This is a genomic window from Nocardioides sp. (assembly GCF_031422975.1).
Lineage (GTDB): Bacteria > Actinomycetota > Actinomycetes > Propionibacteriales > Nocardioidaceae > Nocardioides.
In genome coordinates, this window is sequence record NZ_JANPEO010000502.1 from 1 (window position 1) to 16625 (window position 16625).

Genomic DNA, 16625 nt, shown 5'->3' on the forward strand with positions numbered 1-16625 from the left:
GCGCGCCGCCGATCAGCGTCGTCTGGCCCATGATCGTCACGCCGAGGAACGCGTGGAACGGCAGTGTGAGCACGGTCAGCAGCACCCGGAACGGGTAGCCGACCCGGCCGGGCAGCGGGTCGATGCCCACCAGCGGCCAGAAGAACAGGGCGCCGACGGTGACGAGGTGGACGTGCATGAGCTCGTGCACGAGGGGTGAGGCCAGCGTTGCGGCGTACCAACCCGAGAAGTAGAGCGCCCACGGCGAGACGATGTAGAGCATCAGGGTCAGCGGCGGGAACGACAGCACCTTCACCACTCGCGAGTGGAGTATCCCGAGCAGCCAGCGCCGCGGCCGCGCCGGCAGGGTTCGCAGGGCGAGCGTGACGGGCGCGCCGAGCGCCAGGGAGAGCGGGACGACCATCGACAAGATCATGTGCTGGACCATGTGCACGCTGAGCAGCGTCGTGTCGTAGCGGCCGATCCCCGAGGCGGTCGCGAAGAAGAACGAACCCATGCCCGCGACCACGAACGCGAGCGTGCGACCGATCGGCCAGGCATCACCCCGACGCCGCAACACCGCGACCCCGACGAGGTAGAGGCCGGCGATCCAGACGGTCAGGAGGAACGGCACCGGATCGATTCCCCAGTCGGTGAACACCCGTCCGAGCGTGAACCTGGGAAGGAAGGGATCGCTCACCCACGCTGCACTCGCCACGGTGTGAACAATATGACAGCCAATGTGAGGGGGCCGGGGTGGTCTCCGAGGCAGCTACCGACATAATGGACACGTGGCGACAGCACAAGCGACGATTCCGGCATCCCGGCTGCACGGGCACCACGATCGACCGAGCATGGTCAGCGTGGGCACGATCATCTGGCTCTCCAGTGAGCTGATGTTCTTCGCGGCCCTCTTCGCCTCCTATTTCACCATTCGCGCGGTGAGCCCCGACCTGTGGGCGCAGGAGACGCAGCTGCTCAACGTCCCGTTCTCGACGGCCAACACCGTGGTGCTGGTGCTGTCGTCGGTGACCTGCCAGCTCGGTGTCTTCGCCGCGGAGCGCGGTCAGGTCGGGCGCGCCGGCTCGGTCTTCAAGGTCAGCGGCTGGGGCCTGCGTGAGTGGTTCATCCTCACCTACGTCATGGGTGCCGTCTTCATCGGCGGCCAGGCGCTGGAGTACGCCGCGCTGATCCAGGAGGGCGTGACCATCCCGAGCTCCGCCTACGGCACGATGTTCTACCTCACGACGGGCTTCCACGGCATCCATGTGACCGGGGGGCTGATCGCCTTCCTCTTCGTCCTCGGACGCACCTACCTCGCACGTCGCTTCACCCACGAGCAGGCCGTGACCGCCATCGTCGTGTCCTATTACTGGCACTTCGTCGATGTCGTCTGGATCGGGCTGTTCGCCACGATCTACCTCATCAAGTAGCCCCCCGACCCGGACAGCTAGGACTCACTGTGCGTTTGTTGAACCGCTCCGCAGGTCGGATCTCCCGTCACCGCCGCGGCCCCGTAGCGGGTCTGGCTGTGCTCCTGCTCGGCCTGCTCATGACCGGTGGCCTCTACACCGTCTTCGCCCCGGCCCAGGCCCAGAAGGCCCAGAGCGACACCGAGCTCGTCGCGGAGGGCCGCAAGCTCTTCCTGGTCGGCTGCGCCTCCTGTCACGGGCAGAACGGAGAGGGCATCTCCACGGTCCGCGAGGGCTACCAGAAGGGCCCCTCGCTCGTCGGCGTCGGCGCGGCCGCTGTCGACTTCCAGGTCGGCACCGGCCGCATGCCCTTGGCCCAGCCCGGACAGCAGGCCCCGCGCAAGACGGTGGTCTACGACGCCGAGGAGATCGCTGCGCTGGCGGCGTACGTCGCAGCGCTGGCGCCCGGTCCGGCCGTGCCGACCGAGCAGGACTACTCGATCGACGGACTCTCCGAGGCGGAGCGCGAGGAGGCCATCGTCCGCGGTGGCCAGATCTTCCTGACCAACTGCACCGCCTGCCACAACTTCAACGGCTCCGGTGGCGCGATGCCGCGGGGCGGCTACGCGCCGTCCCTGCATGGAGTCGAGGGCAAGTACATCTACGAGGCCCTGCTCACCGGTCCGCAGGCCATGCCCACCTTCAGCAACGGCAACCTGTCCCCCGACGAGAAGCGTGACGTGATCGCCTACCTCAACAGCATCCAGGAGTCGCCCGAGTACGGCGGCTTCGGGATGGGTGGCCTCGGCCCCGTCTCCGAGGGCCTGTTCGCCTGGGTCCTGGGCATCGGTGGACTCGTCGGCTTCGCCGTCTGGATTGCCGCCCACACCACCCGCAGCACGAAGACCCAGCCGATCGAAGAAGGGGCAGAGGCATGACCGACTCGCACGACCACACGCTCGCCGTCGTGGAAGAGCCGATCACCAACCCCGGCCTGCCGGCGCACCAGTGGCGTCCCACCGACCTCGACGAGCGCGCCGCGAAGCGCGCGGAGCGCCAGGTCGCCGGGATGTTCGGCCTCTCGATGGTGTGCGCGGTCCTGTTCGTGGTCGCCTACTTCGCCCTCGAGATCGGTGACAACTTCGACACCTTCATCGGGCTCGGTGCCTCCACCGTCGCACTCGGCCTCGCCCTCGGCGGCGCCATGCTGTTCATCGGCATCGGCATCATCCAGTGGGCCCGCAAGCTGATGGGTGACCACGAGATCTCGGAGCTTCGCCACCCCGCGTCCTCCACCGAGGAGGACCGCGAGGCCACCCTCGAGGCGCTCTCGCTGGGCCTCGAGGAGTCCGGCATCGGCCGCCGCCCGCTGGTGCGCAACACGCTCCTCGGCTCGATGGCCATGCTGGGTCTGCCCGCGGTCGTGCTCCTGCGCGACCTCGGCCCGAGCAACGCCCAGGTCGCCGACGCGGAGAAGGGGCTCGGACTCCAGCACACGATCTGGAAGAAGGGCATGCGGCTCGTCCGCGACGTCGTCGGGACCCCGATCAAGGCCTCAGAGCTGGAGATCGGTGACCTGGTCAACGCCGCGCCCGAGGCGCTGTTCCCGACCGAGGCCAACGGCTACCCCGAGATCGAGGGGGTCGCGCTCCAGGTGCAGAAGGCCAAGGGCGCGATCATCATCGTCAAGATGGAGCCCGAGGAGATCAAGCCCGCCGACGGCCGGGACAACTGGACCGTCGACGGCGTCATCTGCTACTCCAAGATCTGCACCCACGTCGGTTGCCCGATCTCCCTGTACGAGCGGACCACCCACCACGTGCTCTGCCCGTGCCACCAGTCCACGTTCGACCTGGCCGATGGCGCCAAGGTCATCTTCGGACCCGCACACCGCCCCCTCCCCCAGCTGCCCCTGGCAGTCGACGAGGAGGGCTACCTGATTGCACAGGCCGGCTTCGACGAGCCCGTCGGCGCCAGTTACTGGGAGCGTGAGAAGCAATGAGTCTCGACACGAGCAAGGTCGCGAGCTCCAACGCGGCCAAGGCCGCGACACCCGCGAAGCCGTCCAAGGTCGGCGGCGTGGCCGGCTGGGCAGACGATCGCCTCGGCCTCGCCACTGCTGCCCGCAAGAACCTCCGCAAGGTCTTCCCCGACCACTGGTCCTTCATGTTGGGCGAGATCGCCCTGTGGAGCTTCGTGGTGCTGCTGCTCACCGGCGTGTTCCTCTCGCTGTGGTTCACCCCCAGCATGGGCGAGGTCCACTACGAGGGGTCCTACGACCAGCTCCGCGGCATCCCGATGTCGGAGGCCATGGCCTCCACGCTCGACATCTCCTTCGACGTCCGCGGCGGCCTCCTGATGCGTCAGATGCACCACTGGGCGGCCATGCTCTTCGTCGCCTCGATGATGGTGCACCTGCTGCGCGTCGCCTTCACCGGCGCGTTCCGCAAGCCGCGCGAGGTCAACTGGGTGATCGGCTGCCTCCTGCTGCTGCTCGGCACCCTTGAGGGCTTCACCGGCTACTCGCTGCCCGACGACCTGCTCTCGGGCACCGGCGTCCGCGCCGCGGACGGCTTCTTGAAGGCCACCCCGGTCCTGGGCAGCTACATGTCGTTCTTCCTGTTCGGCGGCGAGTTCCCCGGCGACGCGATCATCCCGCGGCTCTACATCATCCACGTGCTGCTGATCCCCGGCATCCTGCTCGGCCTGATCGCTGCCCACATGCTGCTGCTCGTCTACCACAAGCACACCCAGTGGCCCGGTCCCGGACGCACCGAGCAGAACGTCGTCGGCTTCCCGATGCTGCCCGTGTACGCCGCCAAGGCCGGCGGGTTCTTCTTCATCGTCTTCGGCGTCACCGCGATCATGGGTGGCCTGCTGTCCATCAACCCGGTGTGGAAGTTCGGCCCCTACGACCCGACCAAGGTGACCGCGGGCTCGCAGCCCGACTGGTACATGGGCTGGCCCGACGGCCTGCTGCGGATCATGCCCGGCTGGGAGTCGGTCATCTTCGGCTACACGATCTCGTGGAACGTCATGCTCCCCATCCTGATCGTGCCGCCGACGATGCTGATCGTGCTGATCCTGCTGCCGTTCATCGAGGGCTGGATCACCGGCGACAAGCGCGAGCACCACCTGCTCCAGCGCCCGCGCAACGCGCCGACCCGCACGGCGGTGATGGTGTCCCTGATGACGTTCTACGGCCTCGCCTGGGCCGCCGGCGGCAACGACATCATCGCCATCACGTTCCACTCGAGCATCAACAACATCACCTACTTCATGCGGGTGGCGGTCTTCGTGGGGCCTGCGATCGCCTTCTTCGTGACCCGACGCTGGTGCATCTCGCTGCAGCGTCACGACAACGACAAGCTGCTCCACGGCTACGAGACCGGCATCATCATGCGCTCCACCGAGGGCGGCTACGCCGAGCGGCACCTGCCGATCAGCGAGGCGTCGGCCTACACCCTCACGGCGCGTGAGCGCGACGAGATCCACACCGTCGACAGCGACACCGACGCGAACGGCGTCGTGGCTCCGGGCTCCCGGGTCCAGGCGCTGCGGGCCAGGCTCTCCGAGAAGATGTACGGCCACAACGTGCAGAAGCCCACCACCGAGGAGCTCGCGGCTGCGCACCAGCACGCCGAGCACGAGCACGCGCTGGAGGCGGGGCTCGACCACCCGGCCGACGGACATCAGTTCGACGGGCACAGCGACCACACGGTCGACGAAGCGCCGCTGCGCGGACACTAGTCGGCAGCGCTTCGGGCATCGACGCCCCGGACTCCTTCGGGAGTCCGGGGCGTCGCTCGTCTCCGGGAGCCTTGTCCCTGCGGCACCGACGGCTCCCGTGGTGGCGCGCGATGGCGGCCGGGGCAACCAGCACGTCGGACGTCACCCGGCACGTCCGACAACGCGGCAGCCAGGGCAACCAGGACGTCGGACGTCCCGGGCGTCAGCCGGCCGCCACGAGGGCCGCACCCAGTCAGGGAGCTGTCTGCCCAAGCCGATCGGCACGGGGTCGGCGCGTCACACCGGCGTACGGGTCGGGCGGGGCAGCAGCGTCGCGCGCCTGGCCTGCAGGAGCATCGGGATCGCGGCGAGCAGGGCGAGGTCCTTCACCGTCAGCCCGAAGTGGGGAAGACCCAGCAGCACCCCCACCGGCAGCGTCCATGCGGCATCACGACGCGCGCCCACGGCGACCACGAGGACAGCGGCGACGAGCCTCGCACCCGGGTGATCATCGCCTCTCCGTCGGACGTGTCCATCAGGAAGTGCAGCCACTCCTGCCAAAGCCCGGGACTGAGTGCGTACGACACGAGGGTCAGGCAGGAGGTCCATCCGACCAACCGGGCGACGGCGGCCCACTCCCGTCGCGCCGCGAACCAGATCACTCCCATCGCGCCGGGGGTGATCTTGGTGAGGACCCCGAACGCCCAGACCCCAGGTCGTCGCAGACCCAGCACCATCATGACGCCGAGGAGCCCGATGATGTTGCCCATCGCGATCTCCAGCGCACACAGCATCAGCACGGGCGCTCGCCAGCGCCAGCGCATCGGCCCGGTCAGCCAGACGAGGCACGCGGCCTCGATGACGACCCATACCGCCATGAACCCGCGCCACGGGAGCCACGAGAGGGGGCTGATCAGCTGCAGGAAGAACGGGGAGTACAGGTAGGCGTCCTGGTCACCGGGGGCCTGTAGGTAGGGGTGGTCCGATCTGGCGGCCAGCCAGTAGGCGTGCGAGTCGTAGCCCAGGCCCCCCAGCGGGATGATCTGCCACACGACGACCCAGAACGCTTAGAGGGCAACCGCCCACAGCCCTGGCCACCGTCTCGCAGGCCGGCGCGGCGCGAGCGGGGTGGTCGAGCGTCGAGCGCTTGGGCGCTCGGCGCCGGTCGGTCCCCCTGTGTCACGCGAGCATCAGCTAACGCCGCGGCCGCGCGGGTCCGGCCTTTGGCCGATCCGGTCCTCGCGCATCGCCCCCACGTGCCGGCTGCCGCTCAGGAGAGCGCCGAACCCGACTTGTACGTCGCGAAGTCGGCGTTCCAGTCGCCGTACCCGTTCTCCAGGGTCATCCACCGGTCCGTGCCGGTGTATTCGACGACGTCCCCGCGCTTGGACATGGCATAGAGCCAGGCGGCGTTCTCGGTCGACATGCCGGTGCAGCCGTGGGAGACGTTGGCATAGCCCTGCGAGCCGACCGACCAGGGCGCGGCGTGGATGAACTCGCCGGTGAACGTGACCCGCATCGCCCACTTCACGTCGTCGATGTCGTAGGCCTCGGGGTCGTCACTGGAGATGCCGACGGTCTCGGAGTTCATCCGCTTCTCGGCGAACTTCTCGATGATCACCTTGGTGCCCGAGCGGGTCGTGAACCCCGCCTTGCCGGTGGTGATCGGGATGGTCCGGAGGAGGCCACCGTTGGAGTAGACCTGCATCTGGTGCGTCTGGGCGTTGACCTTGTAGACGTTGGCGTCGCCGACGTGGAAGTCGACGGTCCGGCTCTCCTGGCCGTAGATGCCGTTGCCCGCCGGGATCGAGTTGAGGTCGAGGTCGACGGAGACGTCCGAGCCGGCCTGCCAGTAGGTCCTGGGGCGGTAGCGCACCTCGTAGTCGTTGAACCAGTGCCAGGCGCCCGCCTGGGCGGGGGTGCTGGTGACCGACATGTGCCGCTCGAAGGCGGCCTTGTCGGTCACCGGGAGGTCGAACGTGACGATGACCGGCATCCCGACGCCGACCGTCTCCCCGGCGAGCGGCGCCACCGACGGGTAGGCCTGCTGGTCCAGGGTGAGGTCCACGGTGTGGAAGCGCAGCACCTTGGTCACCGCCTCGCCGTCGCTGCGCACGGTCTTGGCGCGGGCGACGTAGTCGGTGCCGGGCTCGAGCCGGGACGAGAGCACCCACGCGCCGGCGTTGGCGTCCCCGTCGAGGCGGGTGCCGTCGCTCGCCGTCACCGAGACGGCGTCCAGGGTGCCGCCGGCTGCCCTGATGCGCAGCGGTTCGGCGATGGGTACGGCGCGCAGGTCTGCCGCACTGGCGGTGATCCGGACCGGCGGCACCGGGGCTGCCTGCTCGGACTCACTCGCCGAGCCGGACGCGCTGGTCACGCCGTCGTTGCCGCCCACCGCGGTACAGGCGGCGAGCGACGCCGCGAGCACCACGGTTGCCCCGACCATGCGAAGACGTGCAGTCATGCGTACTACCCCCGTGAAGATCATGCGGAACGATCTTCAGCCTAACCCCGGGCAGGCGGCTCGACCCAGTCGTGGACGCTGTCCGGACGTGCAGGGCGTCACCGTGCGCCGCCGCACGACAGGGGCGAGGGTCAGTGCGCGTGCTCTCCGCGGTAGTACTCGAAGATCCAGCCACTGAGCGTCACCATGCCGATGATGCCCCCGATGATGAACAGCCACCAGGCGGCCATCGCGGTCGCGAAGACGACGGTGCCGAGGGCCATCGCGCACCACAGCGGCCACCACGAGTAGGGCGGGAAGAAGCCCAGCTCGCCGGCGCCGTCGGCGATCTCGCCGTCCTTGCGGTCCTCGGGACGCGGGTCCATCCGCGCGGCGTGCACGCCGAGGTACAGCGAGACCATCAGGGTCAGGAGGGTGGTCATGGTCAGGGCCGACGTGCCGGTCCAGTCACCCGAGATCAGCCAGTAGGCCGGCGTGACCAGGACGAGGAAGACCGTGCAGATGACGAAAAGCCAGGCTTCGTTCTTCATCGGATGTCTCCCTCGGTCTCGTCGATGCGGTCGGTGAGCATCTCTTCGCGTCCCTCCACGTCGGGCGCGTCGGCGAACTCACCGCGGCGCTCGGCGTCGTTCTCGTCCAGCTCGAGCATCGCGATCTCCGGGTGGTGCAGGTCGAAGGCCGGCGACTCGGAACGGATGCGCGGGATGGACACGAAGTTGTGGCGCGGCGGCGGGCAGCTGGTGGCCCACTCGAGAGAGCGGCCCCAGCCCCAGGGGTCGTCGACGTTGACCAACGGTGCCTTGCGCGAGATGAAGACGTTGTAGAGGAACGGCAGCGTCGAGGCACCGAGCAGGAATGCGCCGATCGTGGACACCTGGTTGAGCGTGGTGAATCCGTCCTCGGGCAGGTAGTCGGCGTACCGACGCGGCATCCCCTCGACACCCAGCCAGTGCTGGACGAGGAACGTGGTGTGGAAGCCGATGAAGAGCAGCCAGAAGTGCAGCTTGCCCAGCCGCTCGTTGAGCATCCGACCCGTCATCTTGGGCCACCAGTAGTAGAAGCCGGCGAACATCGCGAACACCACCGTGCCGAAGACGACGTAGTGGAAGTGCGCGACCACGAAGTAGGAGTCGGAGACGTGGAAGTCGAGCGGCGGGCTGGCCAGGATGACGCCCGTCAGACCACCGAAGAGGAAGGTCGTCAAGAAGCCGATCGACCACAGCATGGGGGTGTCGAAGGACAGAGATCCCCCCCACATCGTGCCGATCCAGTTGAAGAACTTGACCCCGGTGGGTACGGCGATGAGGAAGGTCATGCCGGAGAAGAACGGTAGATCCACGGCGCCCGTGACGAACATGTGGTGCGCCCACACGGCGACCGAGAGGATCGCGATGCCGAGCGTGGCGCCGACGAGGCCGACGTAGCCGAACAACGGCTTGCGGCTGAAGACCGGCAAGATCTCGGAGACGATGCCGAAGAAGGGCAGCGCGATGATGTACACCTCTGGGTGCCCGAAGAACCAGAACAGGTGTTGCCACAGGATCGGCCCGCCGTGCACGGGATCGAAGACGTGGGCGCCGAAGAGCCGGTCGGCCTCGAGCGACAGCAGAGCGCCGGCCAGGATCGGGAAGGCGATCAGCACGAGCAGCGAGGTGATCAACGTGTTCCACACGAAGATCGGCATCCGGAACATGGTCATGCCGGGAGCGCGCATGCAGATGATGGTGGTGATGAAGTTGACGGCACCGAGGATGGTGCCGAGACCGGCCATCCACAGACCCATGATCCACAGGTCACCACCGACGCCGGGCGAGCGCACCGCGTCGGAGAGCGGCGTGTAGGCGAACCAGCCGAAGTCGGCGGCACCGGCCGGGGTCAGGAAGCCGGAGGCGGCGATGAGGCCGCCGAAGAGGAACAGCCAGTAGCTGAACATGTTCAGCCGCGGGAACGCCACGTCGGGCGAACCGATCTGCAGCGGCATGATCACGTTGCCGAAACCGAAGAACAGCGGCGTCGCGAACAGCAGCAGCATGATCGTGCCGTGCATGGTGAAGAGCTGGTTGTAGAGCTCGTCGTTGACGACCTGGTTGCCCGGGAACGCCAGCTCGGAGCGGATCAGCATGGCCATTAGGCCACCGACCATGAACCAGGCGAACGAGGTGATGAGATACATCTTCCCGATCAGCTTGTGGTCCGTGGTCGTCATGATCCGGACCAGTTGCTGGCCCAGCGTCTTGCCCGCGGGCGTGGCGGGCGTTGCGGCAGAAGCGGTGCTCACTCCTGGCCCCCTTCGGGATCGGTGTCGAGGCCGGCCTGCGTGCGCACGTTGGCGCCGCCGAGCAGCGGAGTGTCGGACTCGAAGCCCTGCGCGGCCAGGTCGGCGAGGTAGGCGTCGTAGTCGGCCTGGCTGACGACCTTCACGTTGAACAGCATCCGCGAGTGGTCGACACCGCAGAGCTCGAAGCACTTGCCCCGGTAGTCGCCGATGACGGTCGGCGTGGCCTGGAACTTGTTGATCCGGCCGGGGACGACGTCCATCTTCATCAAGAAGGAGTCGATGCCGAAGTCGTGGATGACGTCGGGCGAGTGCAGGTTGAACTGGATCGTCTCGTCGACCGGTAGCACCAGCGTCGGCCTGTTGGCGCCGTCGCCCACGGTGTAGACGTAGTCGTCGTAGCGGAAGTCGTTGTCGGTGTAGTTGGGCGTCGCAGGCCCGGTCGCCGGGCCGACACCGTGGTTGAACGTCCACTGCCACTGCTGGCCGACGACCTCGATGGTCACGTCCGGCTCGGGGTCGAGCTCGATCAGCTTGTTCTGGACGTTGACGGTCCAGTAGAAGAAGACGATGACCATCATGATCGGCGCCACGGTGTAGAAGATCTCGAGCGGCAGGTTGTAGCGCGTCTGCACGGGGATCTCGTCGTCGCTGCGACGGCGGAACTTCACCACGACCCAGAAGATCAGGCCCCAGACGATGACGCCGGTGACCATCGCGGCCACCCAGGCCCACTTCCACAGCTCAAAGGTGTAGGGCCCCTGCTCGGTGATCGGCTCGGGCATCGCCAGGCGCGCGATCTGGTCCCTGTCGGCAGCGGCGCATGAGGTCAGGAAGAGCAGGGTCGCTGCGAGGAGCGCGCCCGAGGCAAGCCGACGTACCGGTACGGCTGCCCGTTTGGGGAGTTGCAGACCCACGAACGAGCCTCTCTCTAGGTCCAGTCTCGACACCTGCCAAGACTATCGTGATTGCCGCGGGGTGTCGGTGGCGGGTCGGGTGTCGCGCGGCACGCGATCGCGTGGGCACCGATGACCGGGGATGGTCTACGTTCGGGCGCGTGAGCACGGATCTCGACGCCGCCTCGTCGACGCCCCTGCACCCGGCGGCGCGCGACGCCTTCCTGGCCGCGCTCGATCGGGGGTATGCCGACCCGCGACGCCTGCACGGAAGCGCCCGGGACGCCCGGCTGCTGCTCGACAACGCGCGCGAGGCCACCGCCGACGCACTCGCCGTACGACCCGACGAGGTGTCCTTCACGGCCACCGGCACCGAGGCGGTGCACCGCGGACTGCTGGGGGTGGCCTACCGCGGGTTGCGCGACGGGCTGCCGGTCGCGCACACGGCCGTCGAGCACTCCGCCGTCCTGCACGCGGCTCGCTGGGGCGGCACTCCCCGGTCGATCAGGGTCGACCCCCTCGGCCAGGTCGTGCTCGCCGACGTCCCGTCGCTGGCTGCGGTGGTCGCCGTCCAGAGCGCCAACCACGAGGTCGGCACCCTCCAGCCCGTGGACGCGGTCGGTGAGCAGACCGACGCACCGGTGTTCATGGACGCGTGCGCGTCGATGGGCCGGCTGCCCCTCCCCGGCGGCTGGGCGGTCGCGGCCGGCTCGGCGCACAAGTGGGGCGGGCCGGCCGGCGTCGGGGTGCTGCTCGTGCGCAAGGGCGCCCGCTGGCGCAACCCGTTCCCGGCTGACGACCGCGTCGACGAGCGCACGTCCGGCTTCGAGAACGTGCCGGCCGTCCTCGCGGCAGCCGCGTCCCTCCAGGCCGTCGTCGCCGAACGCGACGAGGTCAACGCCCGACAGCACGAGCTGATCGCCGTCGTGCGCGCCCGGGTCGCGACCGAGGTGCCCGACGTCGAGGTCGTGGGTGCCCCGGAGGCCCGACTCCCCCACCTCGTCACGTTCTCCTGCCTCTACGTCGACGGGGAGGCACTGGTCCTGGAGCTGGACCGGCGCGGGTTCGCGATCGCGAGCGGGTCGGCGTGCACGTCCTCGACGCTCGCGCCGAGTCACGTGCTGGAGGCGATGGGCGTGCTGACCCACGGCAACGTGCGGCTGTCGCTGCAGCGCGATGCCACGCGCGAGCAGGTCGACGCGTTCTGCGACGTGCTGCCCGAGGTGGTTCGCGAGCTGCGGGCGCGGGTCGGGCTGTGACCGACCCGGTGCTCGAGCTCGACTGCCGAGAGCTGCGCTGCCCGCTGCCGATCATAGAGCTCGCCAAGCACCGGATGGACGTCGAGGTGGGTCAGCTCATCGGCGTCGCCGCCCACGACGTGGCGGCACGCGTCGACGTACCGGCGTGGTGTCGCCTGCGCGGGCAGGAGTACGCCGGCGAGGACACGGCCACCGACGGCACACCTCGCTATCTGGTGCGCCGCGTGTCGTAGCTCAGGGGTGCAGCGTCCTGAGGTGCGGCTCGAAGTCCGCGGTCGCGTCGGCGCCGTACGTCGAGGTGCAGCGCGCCAGGAGGTCCGCCCGGGACAGGACGTACTCCTGGGTGCCGACCTGCTCCACGACGTAGACCGCGAGCAGGCAGCCGAGCTGGGCCGCACGCTCGTGGGACAGGCCCCAGTCGAGCGCCGCGAGGAAGCCGGCCCGAAAGGCGTCGCCGACGCCGGTCGGCTCCACCTTCTTGATCTCGGGAACCGCGGCGACGGTGATCGATGCGTCGCCCTGGCGGTCGATGCGGACACCGTCGGCGCCCAGCGTGACGACCCAGGTGCCGACGCGCGAGAGGACCTCGTCGGCCGACCAGCCGGTCTTCTGGGTGATCAGCTTGGCCTCGTACTCGTTGGAGAAGAGGATCTCGGCGCCGTCGATCAGCGGGCGGATCATCTCGCCGTCGCCGAAGGCGAGCTGTTGCGACGGGTCGGCGACGAACTTGTAGCCGCGCTGGCGGCACTCGTCGGTGTGGCGGAGCATGCCCTGCGGGTCGTCCGGGCCGATCAGCACGTAGTCCGGGGCGCCGACACGGTCGACGATGGGCTTGAGCTCGATCTCGCGGGCCTCGCTCATGGCGCCGGCGTAGAAGCTGGCGATCTGCGCGTGGGAGTTGTCGTTGGTGCAGACGAAGCGAGCCGTGTGCCGGGTCTGCGAGACGTGCACGGAGTCGCAGTCGACGTTGTGGCGCTCGAGCCAGGCGCGGTACTCGGCGAAGTCCTCGCCGACAGCGCCCACGAGGACCGGCGTCAGGCCGAGGTTGCCGAGGCCGAAGCAGATGTTGGCGGCGCAGCCACCACGTCGCACCTCGAGGTCCTCGACGAGGAAGGAGACCGACAGCTTGTCGAGCTCGTCGACGACCAGGCTGTCGGAGAACTTGCCCGGGAAGGACATCAGATGGTCGGTCGCAATGGATCCGGCGATGAGAAGAGGCACGGCGGAACAGTACCCGCGAGCCCGGCTGGGCCCGCATCGAAGCAACGCCCGGAACCTACCGATCGGTACGGAGCGGGCTACGCGCGAGTAGCCGTTAGCGTCGGACGCATGACCCCTCGCACTCCTGCCTCCCACCTGGTCCACGACGAGCTCTCGCCGGCACCGGAGATGGCAGCCGACTGCCGTGCCACCGGCACGAACCTCCGCCTCGGTCGCATCGCCCGCGCCGCGGTGAGCACCCCGCCGAGCATCCACTTCGAGGACTTCCCCCGCGACGTCCCCAAGCGCGAGATCAAGGTGAGTGACGCCGCCGCCCGCATCGCGAACGCGCTCCACCTGCATCTCGACTGAACCCTCCGAGGTGTCGAGACATGGCGAAGGCCCCCGTCCACTGGACGGGGGCCTTCGTACGTCAGATCAGTGGAACGAGTCTCCACACGCGCACGAACCCGTGGAGTTGGGGTTGTCGATCGTGAAGCCCTGCTTCTCGATCGAGTCGACGAAGTCGATCTGTGCGCCGTTGAGGTAGGGGACGCTCATCCGGTCGACGACAACGGTGACGCCGTCGAAGTCCGTGGTGACGTCGCCGTCAAGGGTGCGCTCGTCGAAGAAGAGCTGGTAGCGCAGGCCGGAGCAGCCACCGGGCTGCACGGAGATGCGCAGGGCCAGGTCGTCGCGACCCTCCTGCTCGAGGAGGCTCTTGACCTTGGACGCGGCGACATCGCTCAGGTTGATCTGGTCGGTGCGGCGGTCGGTGGTCGTCTCGAGCTGCTCGGTCATGGGTGCTCCCAAAAAGATTGTCGGGCGGTTGCCTGGCTCAATGGTCGCACATCCTCGGTTATTCCCCCGCCTCCCGACCAGGCGTCACCGCGACGGCAGCTGCACCACGAAGGTGGCACCCGGTGAGGTCTCCTCGAGGGTCGCCGTACCACCGTGCCGTCCGGCCACGGCGCGCACGATCGCCAGTCCGAGCCCCGTGCTGCCGGTCTCGTGGGCCCGTGACTCGTCTCCGCGGAAGAACCGGTCGAAGACGCGGTCGCGGTGCTCGGCCGCAACGCCGGGTCCGTCGTCGGCGACCACCAGGCGGGCGCCTGCGGCGTCGCTGGTGAGACTCACGGTGACCCGCGACGTCGCGTGCTGCTCCGCGTTGGCCAGCAGGTTGCGCACCAGACGTCCGAGGTCGGAGCGTGAACCGGCCACCGGTGCAGCGCTCACCCCCGACGTGTCGATCTCCACCCGGGCACTCGCGCGCAGGCGTCGTGCCTCCTCCAGCACCACGTCGTCGAGGTCGACGAGGCGAGGGGTCGCCGGTCCCTCGTCCTGGCGGGCCAGGAACAGCAGATCTCGCACCAGCTGCTCCATCCGGTCGCCGTCGGCGAGCAGCCCTCGCGCAGTCTGCGCCCAGTCCGTGGATGCTGGATGTTCGAGGCCCACCTCGATGGCGGTGCGGTATGCCGCCAGGGGACTCTGCAGCTCGTGCGCTGCGTCCGCCACGAAGGCGCGCTGTCGCCGGTGTGCCTCCTCGACCGGCCGGAGGGTGCGACCGATCAGGGTCCAGAGCAGGGCGGTCGCAAGGACGAGCACGAGCGGCAGGCCCAGCGCCAACGCACCCATCAGGCTCGCCACGGTCTCGACGAGGGCCTCGTTGCTGTGCCCGACGTAGACGACCGCCGCGCCTTCGGGTCCGCTGGCGGTGACCGCCCAGACCCGGTAGTCCTCCGTCTCGTCGTCGTCACGGACGTCCTTGAGGTCGTACGCCGCAGGCTCGTCGCCCTCCGGTCTGAGGTCCGTGATCGGGCCCGCGTCCCCCAGGTTCGCGGAGGCGGCGAGGACCCGGCCGTCCGCACCGACGACCTGCCCCACGGAGTCGTCCCCCACGTCGACGAGGACCTTGCTGAGCACATCGCCCTCGACCGCAGCGGCCACGTCCAGCGCTCGGGTGCGTGACAGCTCGTCGGTCGTCGCGAGCAGGGACCGCTGGAAGAGCAGCACGATGGTGACCGCAGCCAGGGCCAGGATCGCAGCCAGGACCAGCGCTGCGACCGCGGTGAGCCGCCACTGCAGCGGTCTGGACGTGGCGCGCGGTTCAGCCACCGTCGGCAGCCAATCGATAGCCGGCGAGCCGCACGGTCTGAAGGGCTGCCCGGTCGAAGGGGATGTCGACGCGCTGACGCAGCTGGCGCACGTAGACCTCCACGATGTTCGGGTCACCGTCGAAGGCGAAGTCCCACACGTGCTCGAGGATCTCGGCCTTGGACAGCACCTCGCCCGCGCGGCGCATGAAGAACTCCAGGAGGGAGAACTGCCGTGGGGTCAGTGGCACCTCGGTCTCCCCGCGCCACACCTGGTGCGCCGCCGGGTCGAGCCTCAGGTCCCCGGCGACCAGCTCGGTCGGTCGGGCACCGCCACCGCGGCGCAGCAACGCGCGCAGCCGCGCCACCAGGACGGCGTAGGAGAAGGGCTTGCTGAGGAAGTCGTCGGCTCCTCCGTCGAGCGCACGCGCCTCGTCGTCCGGCGCGTCCTTCGCCGTGAGCATCAAGATGGGGGTCCAGTTGCCGCCGTCGCGCAGTGCCGCGCACAGCTCCAGCCCATCCAGGCCCGGGAGCATCACGTCGAGCACCATCGCGTCGTAGGCGTTCTCCCCGGCAAGCCATTGCCCGTCCTCGCCGGTGAACGCGACATCCACGGCGAAGCCCTCGCCTTCGAGTCCGCGCTTGAGGGCGCGGGCGACCCTCTTGTCGTCCTCGACCACCAGAAGTCGCATGTGCACACGGTGGCACGGCTCACCTGAATGCGCGCTGAATGTCGGCTGACTCCTCGTTCAGCGTGGCTTCAGCACCGGCGTCGCACGATGGGTGTGTTGCTCGCACAGTCCGCACTTCAGGAGGAGACACCATGAATCGCAAGAAGATCGCCCTGACCGCCACCGCCGCCGCCGCCCTCGTGCTCGCAGCCGGAGGAGCGGCGATCGCGGGATCCGGTGACGACGACGCGTCGGACACCGCCATCCAGGGTCCTGCCCTCCAGCAGGCGAGCGAGGCCGCCCTGGCCGAGACCGGTGGCGGCAAGGTCACCGAGACCGAGGTTGACGACGAGGAGAGCTACTACGAGGTCGAGGTCACCCTCGCCAACGGCGACCAGGTCGACGTCCAGCTCGACGAGGCCTTCCACGTCGTCGGCTCCAAGACCGAGAGCGGCGGCGAGTCCGAGTCGGACTGATCGTCACCCCGCCCGCATGTGCTCGCGTCAGCGCGACCAGGTGCGGGCGGTCCGCTCGGCAAGCTCGGCAAGCGAGCCGGACGGGTCGGCGAACGCCCGTTCCACCCCCACGAGGTCGACGAGGGAGTAGGCCGACTCGATGCCCAGCGCGCGCATCTCCCGCGAGCCCAC

General features: G+C 68.8%; 18 protein-coding genes. 8 read left to right on the forward strand and 10 right to left on the reverse strand.

What is annotated here, in order from left to right; translation table 11 throughout:
- The coding region (locus tag RMO85_RS14935) for a cytochrome c oxidase assembly protein (protein WP_310529517.1) at positions 1-697 on the reverse strand (697 nt) is incomplete at its 3' end.
- A gap of 109 nt (positions 698-806) precedes the next feature.
- On the opposite strand from RMO85_RS14935, the gene RMO85_RS14940 reads away from it, so the two are divergent.
- Genes RMO85_RS14940 through RMO85_RS14955 form a run of 4 tightly spaced genes read left to right on the forward strand, consistent with a single transcriptional unit; the run spans position 807 to position 5141 of the window.
- Positions 807-1412, forward strand: a complete 606-nt coding sequence (locus tag RMO85_RS14940) for a heme-copper oxidase subunit III (protein ID WP_310529533.1) — start codon at positions 807-809, stop codon at positions 1410-1412.
- Positions 1413-1441: 29 nt separating this feature from the next.
- Positions 1442-2329 carry a c-type cytochrome gene (locus RMO85_RS14945; RefSeq protein WP_310529518.1) on the forward strand — a complete coding sequence of 296 codons (888 nt, stop codon included), beginning with the start codon at positions 1442-1444 and terminating at the stop codon, positions 2327-2329.
- Entirely contained in the window at positions 2326-3393 is a 1068-nt protein-coding gene (locus RMO85_RS14950; protein WP_310529519.1) for a Rieske 2Fe-2S domain-containing protein, read from the forward strand. Before RMO85_RS14945 ends, RMO85_RS14950 begins: the two co-directional genes overlap by 4 nt.
- A complete protein-coding gene (locus RMO85_RS14955) occupies positions 3390-5141 on the forward strand; it encodes a cytochrome b N-terminal domain-containing protein (RefSeq protein WP_310529520.1) in 1752 nt (583 codons plus the stop codon). The genes RMO85_RS14950 and RMO85_RS14955 overlap by 4 nt, the downstream gene beginning before the upstream one ends.
- A 371-nt stretch (positions 5142-5512) precedes the next feature.
- Here RMO85_RS14955 and RMO85_RS14960 read toward each other — a convergent pair whose 3' ends face one another.
- From RMO85_RS14960 to coxB, 5 genes are all read right to left on the reverse strand, one after another.
- Complete coding sequence (locus RMO85_RS14960; protein WP_310529521.1) at positions 5513-6172, reverse strand: glycosyltransferase family 87 protein; 660 nt, start codon at positions 6170-6172, stop codon at positions 5513-5515.
- A 218-nt stretch (positions 6173-6390) separates the two neighbouring features.
- Positions 6391-7584: an Ig-like domain-containing protein gene (locus RMO85_RS14965; protein WP_310529522.1), complete on the reverse strand. Its 1194-nt coding sequence runs from the start codon at positions 7582-7584 to the stop codon at positions 6391-6393.
- A gap of 131 nt (positions 7585-7715) precedes the next feature.
- Positions 7716-8114 (reverse strand): cytochrome c oxidase subunit 4, encoded by a 399-nt coding sequence (locus RMO85_RS14970; RefSeq protein WP_310529523.1) that lies wholly within the window; start codon positions 8112-8114, stop codon positions 7716-7718.
- On the reverse strand, positions 8111-9790 hold the full coding sequence (gene ctaD / locus RMO85_RS14975) for a cytochrome c oxidase subunit I (RefSeq protein ID WP_310529534.1): 1680 nt from the start codon (positions 9788-9790) through the stop codon (positions 8111-8113). The genes RMO85_RS14970 and ctaD overlap by 4 nt, the downstream gene beginning before the upstream one ends.
- Positions 9791-9858: 68 nt before the next feature.
- A complete protein-coding gene (coxB, locus tag RMO85_RS14980) occupies positions 9859-10776 on the reverse strand; it encodes a cytochrome c oxidase subunit II (protein ID WP_310529524.1) in 918 nt (305 codons plus the stop codon).
- A 140-nt stretch (positions 10777-10916) separates the two neighbouring features.
- On the opposite strand from coxB, the gene RMO85_RS14985 reads away from it, so the two are divergent.
- Together RMO85_RS14985 and RMO85_RS14990 are read left to right on the forward strand one after the other, a co-directional pair.
- On the forward strand, positions 10917-12014 hold the full coding sequence (locus tag RMO85_RS14985; protein ID WP_310529525.1) for an aminotransferase class V-fold PLP-dependent enzyme: 1098 nt from the start codon (positions 10917-10919) through the stop codon (positions 12012-12014).
- Complete coding sequence (locus RMO85_RS14990; protein ID WP_310529526.1) at positions 12011-12247, forward strand: sulfurtransferase TusA family protein; 237 nt, start codon at positions 12011-12013, stop codon at positions 12245-12247. Before RMO85_RS14985 ends, RMO85_RS14990 begins: the two co-directional genes overlap by 4 nt.
- Before the next feature lies 1 nt (position 12248).
- On the opposite strand, the gene RMO85_RS14995 is transcribed toward RMO85_RS14990, so the two are convergent.
- Complete coding sequence (locus RMO85_RS14995; RefSeq protein ID WP_310529527.1) at positions 12249-13235, reverse strand: carbohydrate kinase family protein; 987 nt, start codon at positions 13233-13235, stop codon at positions 12249-12251.
- A 108-nt stretch (positions 13236-13343) separates the two neighbouring features.
- Here RMO85_RS14995 and RMO85_RS15000 point away from each other — a divergent pair, with 108 nt between their 5' ends.
- Positions 13344-13586, forward strand: coding sequence for a hypothetical protein (locus RMO85_RS15000; RefSeq protein ID WP_310529528.1), 243 nt, complete (start codon positions 13344-13346; stop codon positions 13584-13586).
- A 66-nt stretch (positions 13587-13652) separates the two neighbouring features.
- Here RMO85_RS15000 and erpA read toward each other — a convergent pair whose 3' ends face one another.
- The 3 genes from erpA to RMO85_RS15015 all read right to left on the reverse strand — a co-directional run bounded on the left by erpA (position 13653) and on the right by RMO85_RS15015 (position 15999).
- A complete protein-coding gene (gene erpA / locus RMO85_RS15005) occupies positions 13653-14015 on the reverse strand; it encodes an iron-sulfur cluster insertion protein ErpA (protein ID WP_310529529.1) in 363 nt (120 codons plus the stop codon).
- Positions 14016-14099: 84 nt separating this feature from the next.
- Positions 14100-15329, reverse strand: a complete 1230-nt coding sequence (locus RMO85_RS15010; protein ID WP_310529530.1) for a HAMP domain-containing sensor histidine kinase — start codon at positions 15327-15329, stop codon at positions 14100-14102.
- Positions 15322-15999, reverse strand: a complete 678-nt coding sequence (locus RMO85_RS15015) for a response regulator transcription factor (RefSeq protein ID WP_310529531.1) — start codon at positions 15997-15999, stop codon at positions 15322-15324. The genes RMO85_RS15010 and RMO85_RS15015 overlap by 8 nt, the downstream gene beginning before the upstream one ends.
- Before the next feature lie 131 nt (positions 16000-16130).
- Here RMO85_RS15015 and RMO85_RS15020 point away from each other — a divergent pair, with 131 nt between their 5' ends.
- Positions 16131-16454, forward strand: a complete 324-nt coding sequence (locus RMO85_RS15020; protein ID WP_310529532.1) for a PepSY domain-containing protein — start codon at positions 16131-16133, stop codon at positions 16452-16454.
- Positions 16455-16625: the final 171 nt, after the last annotated feature.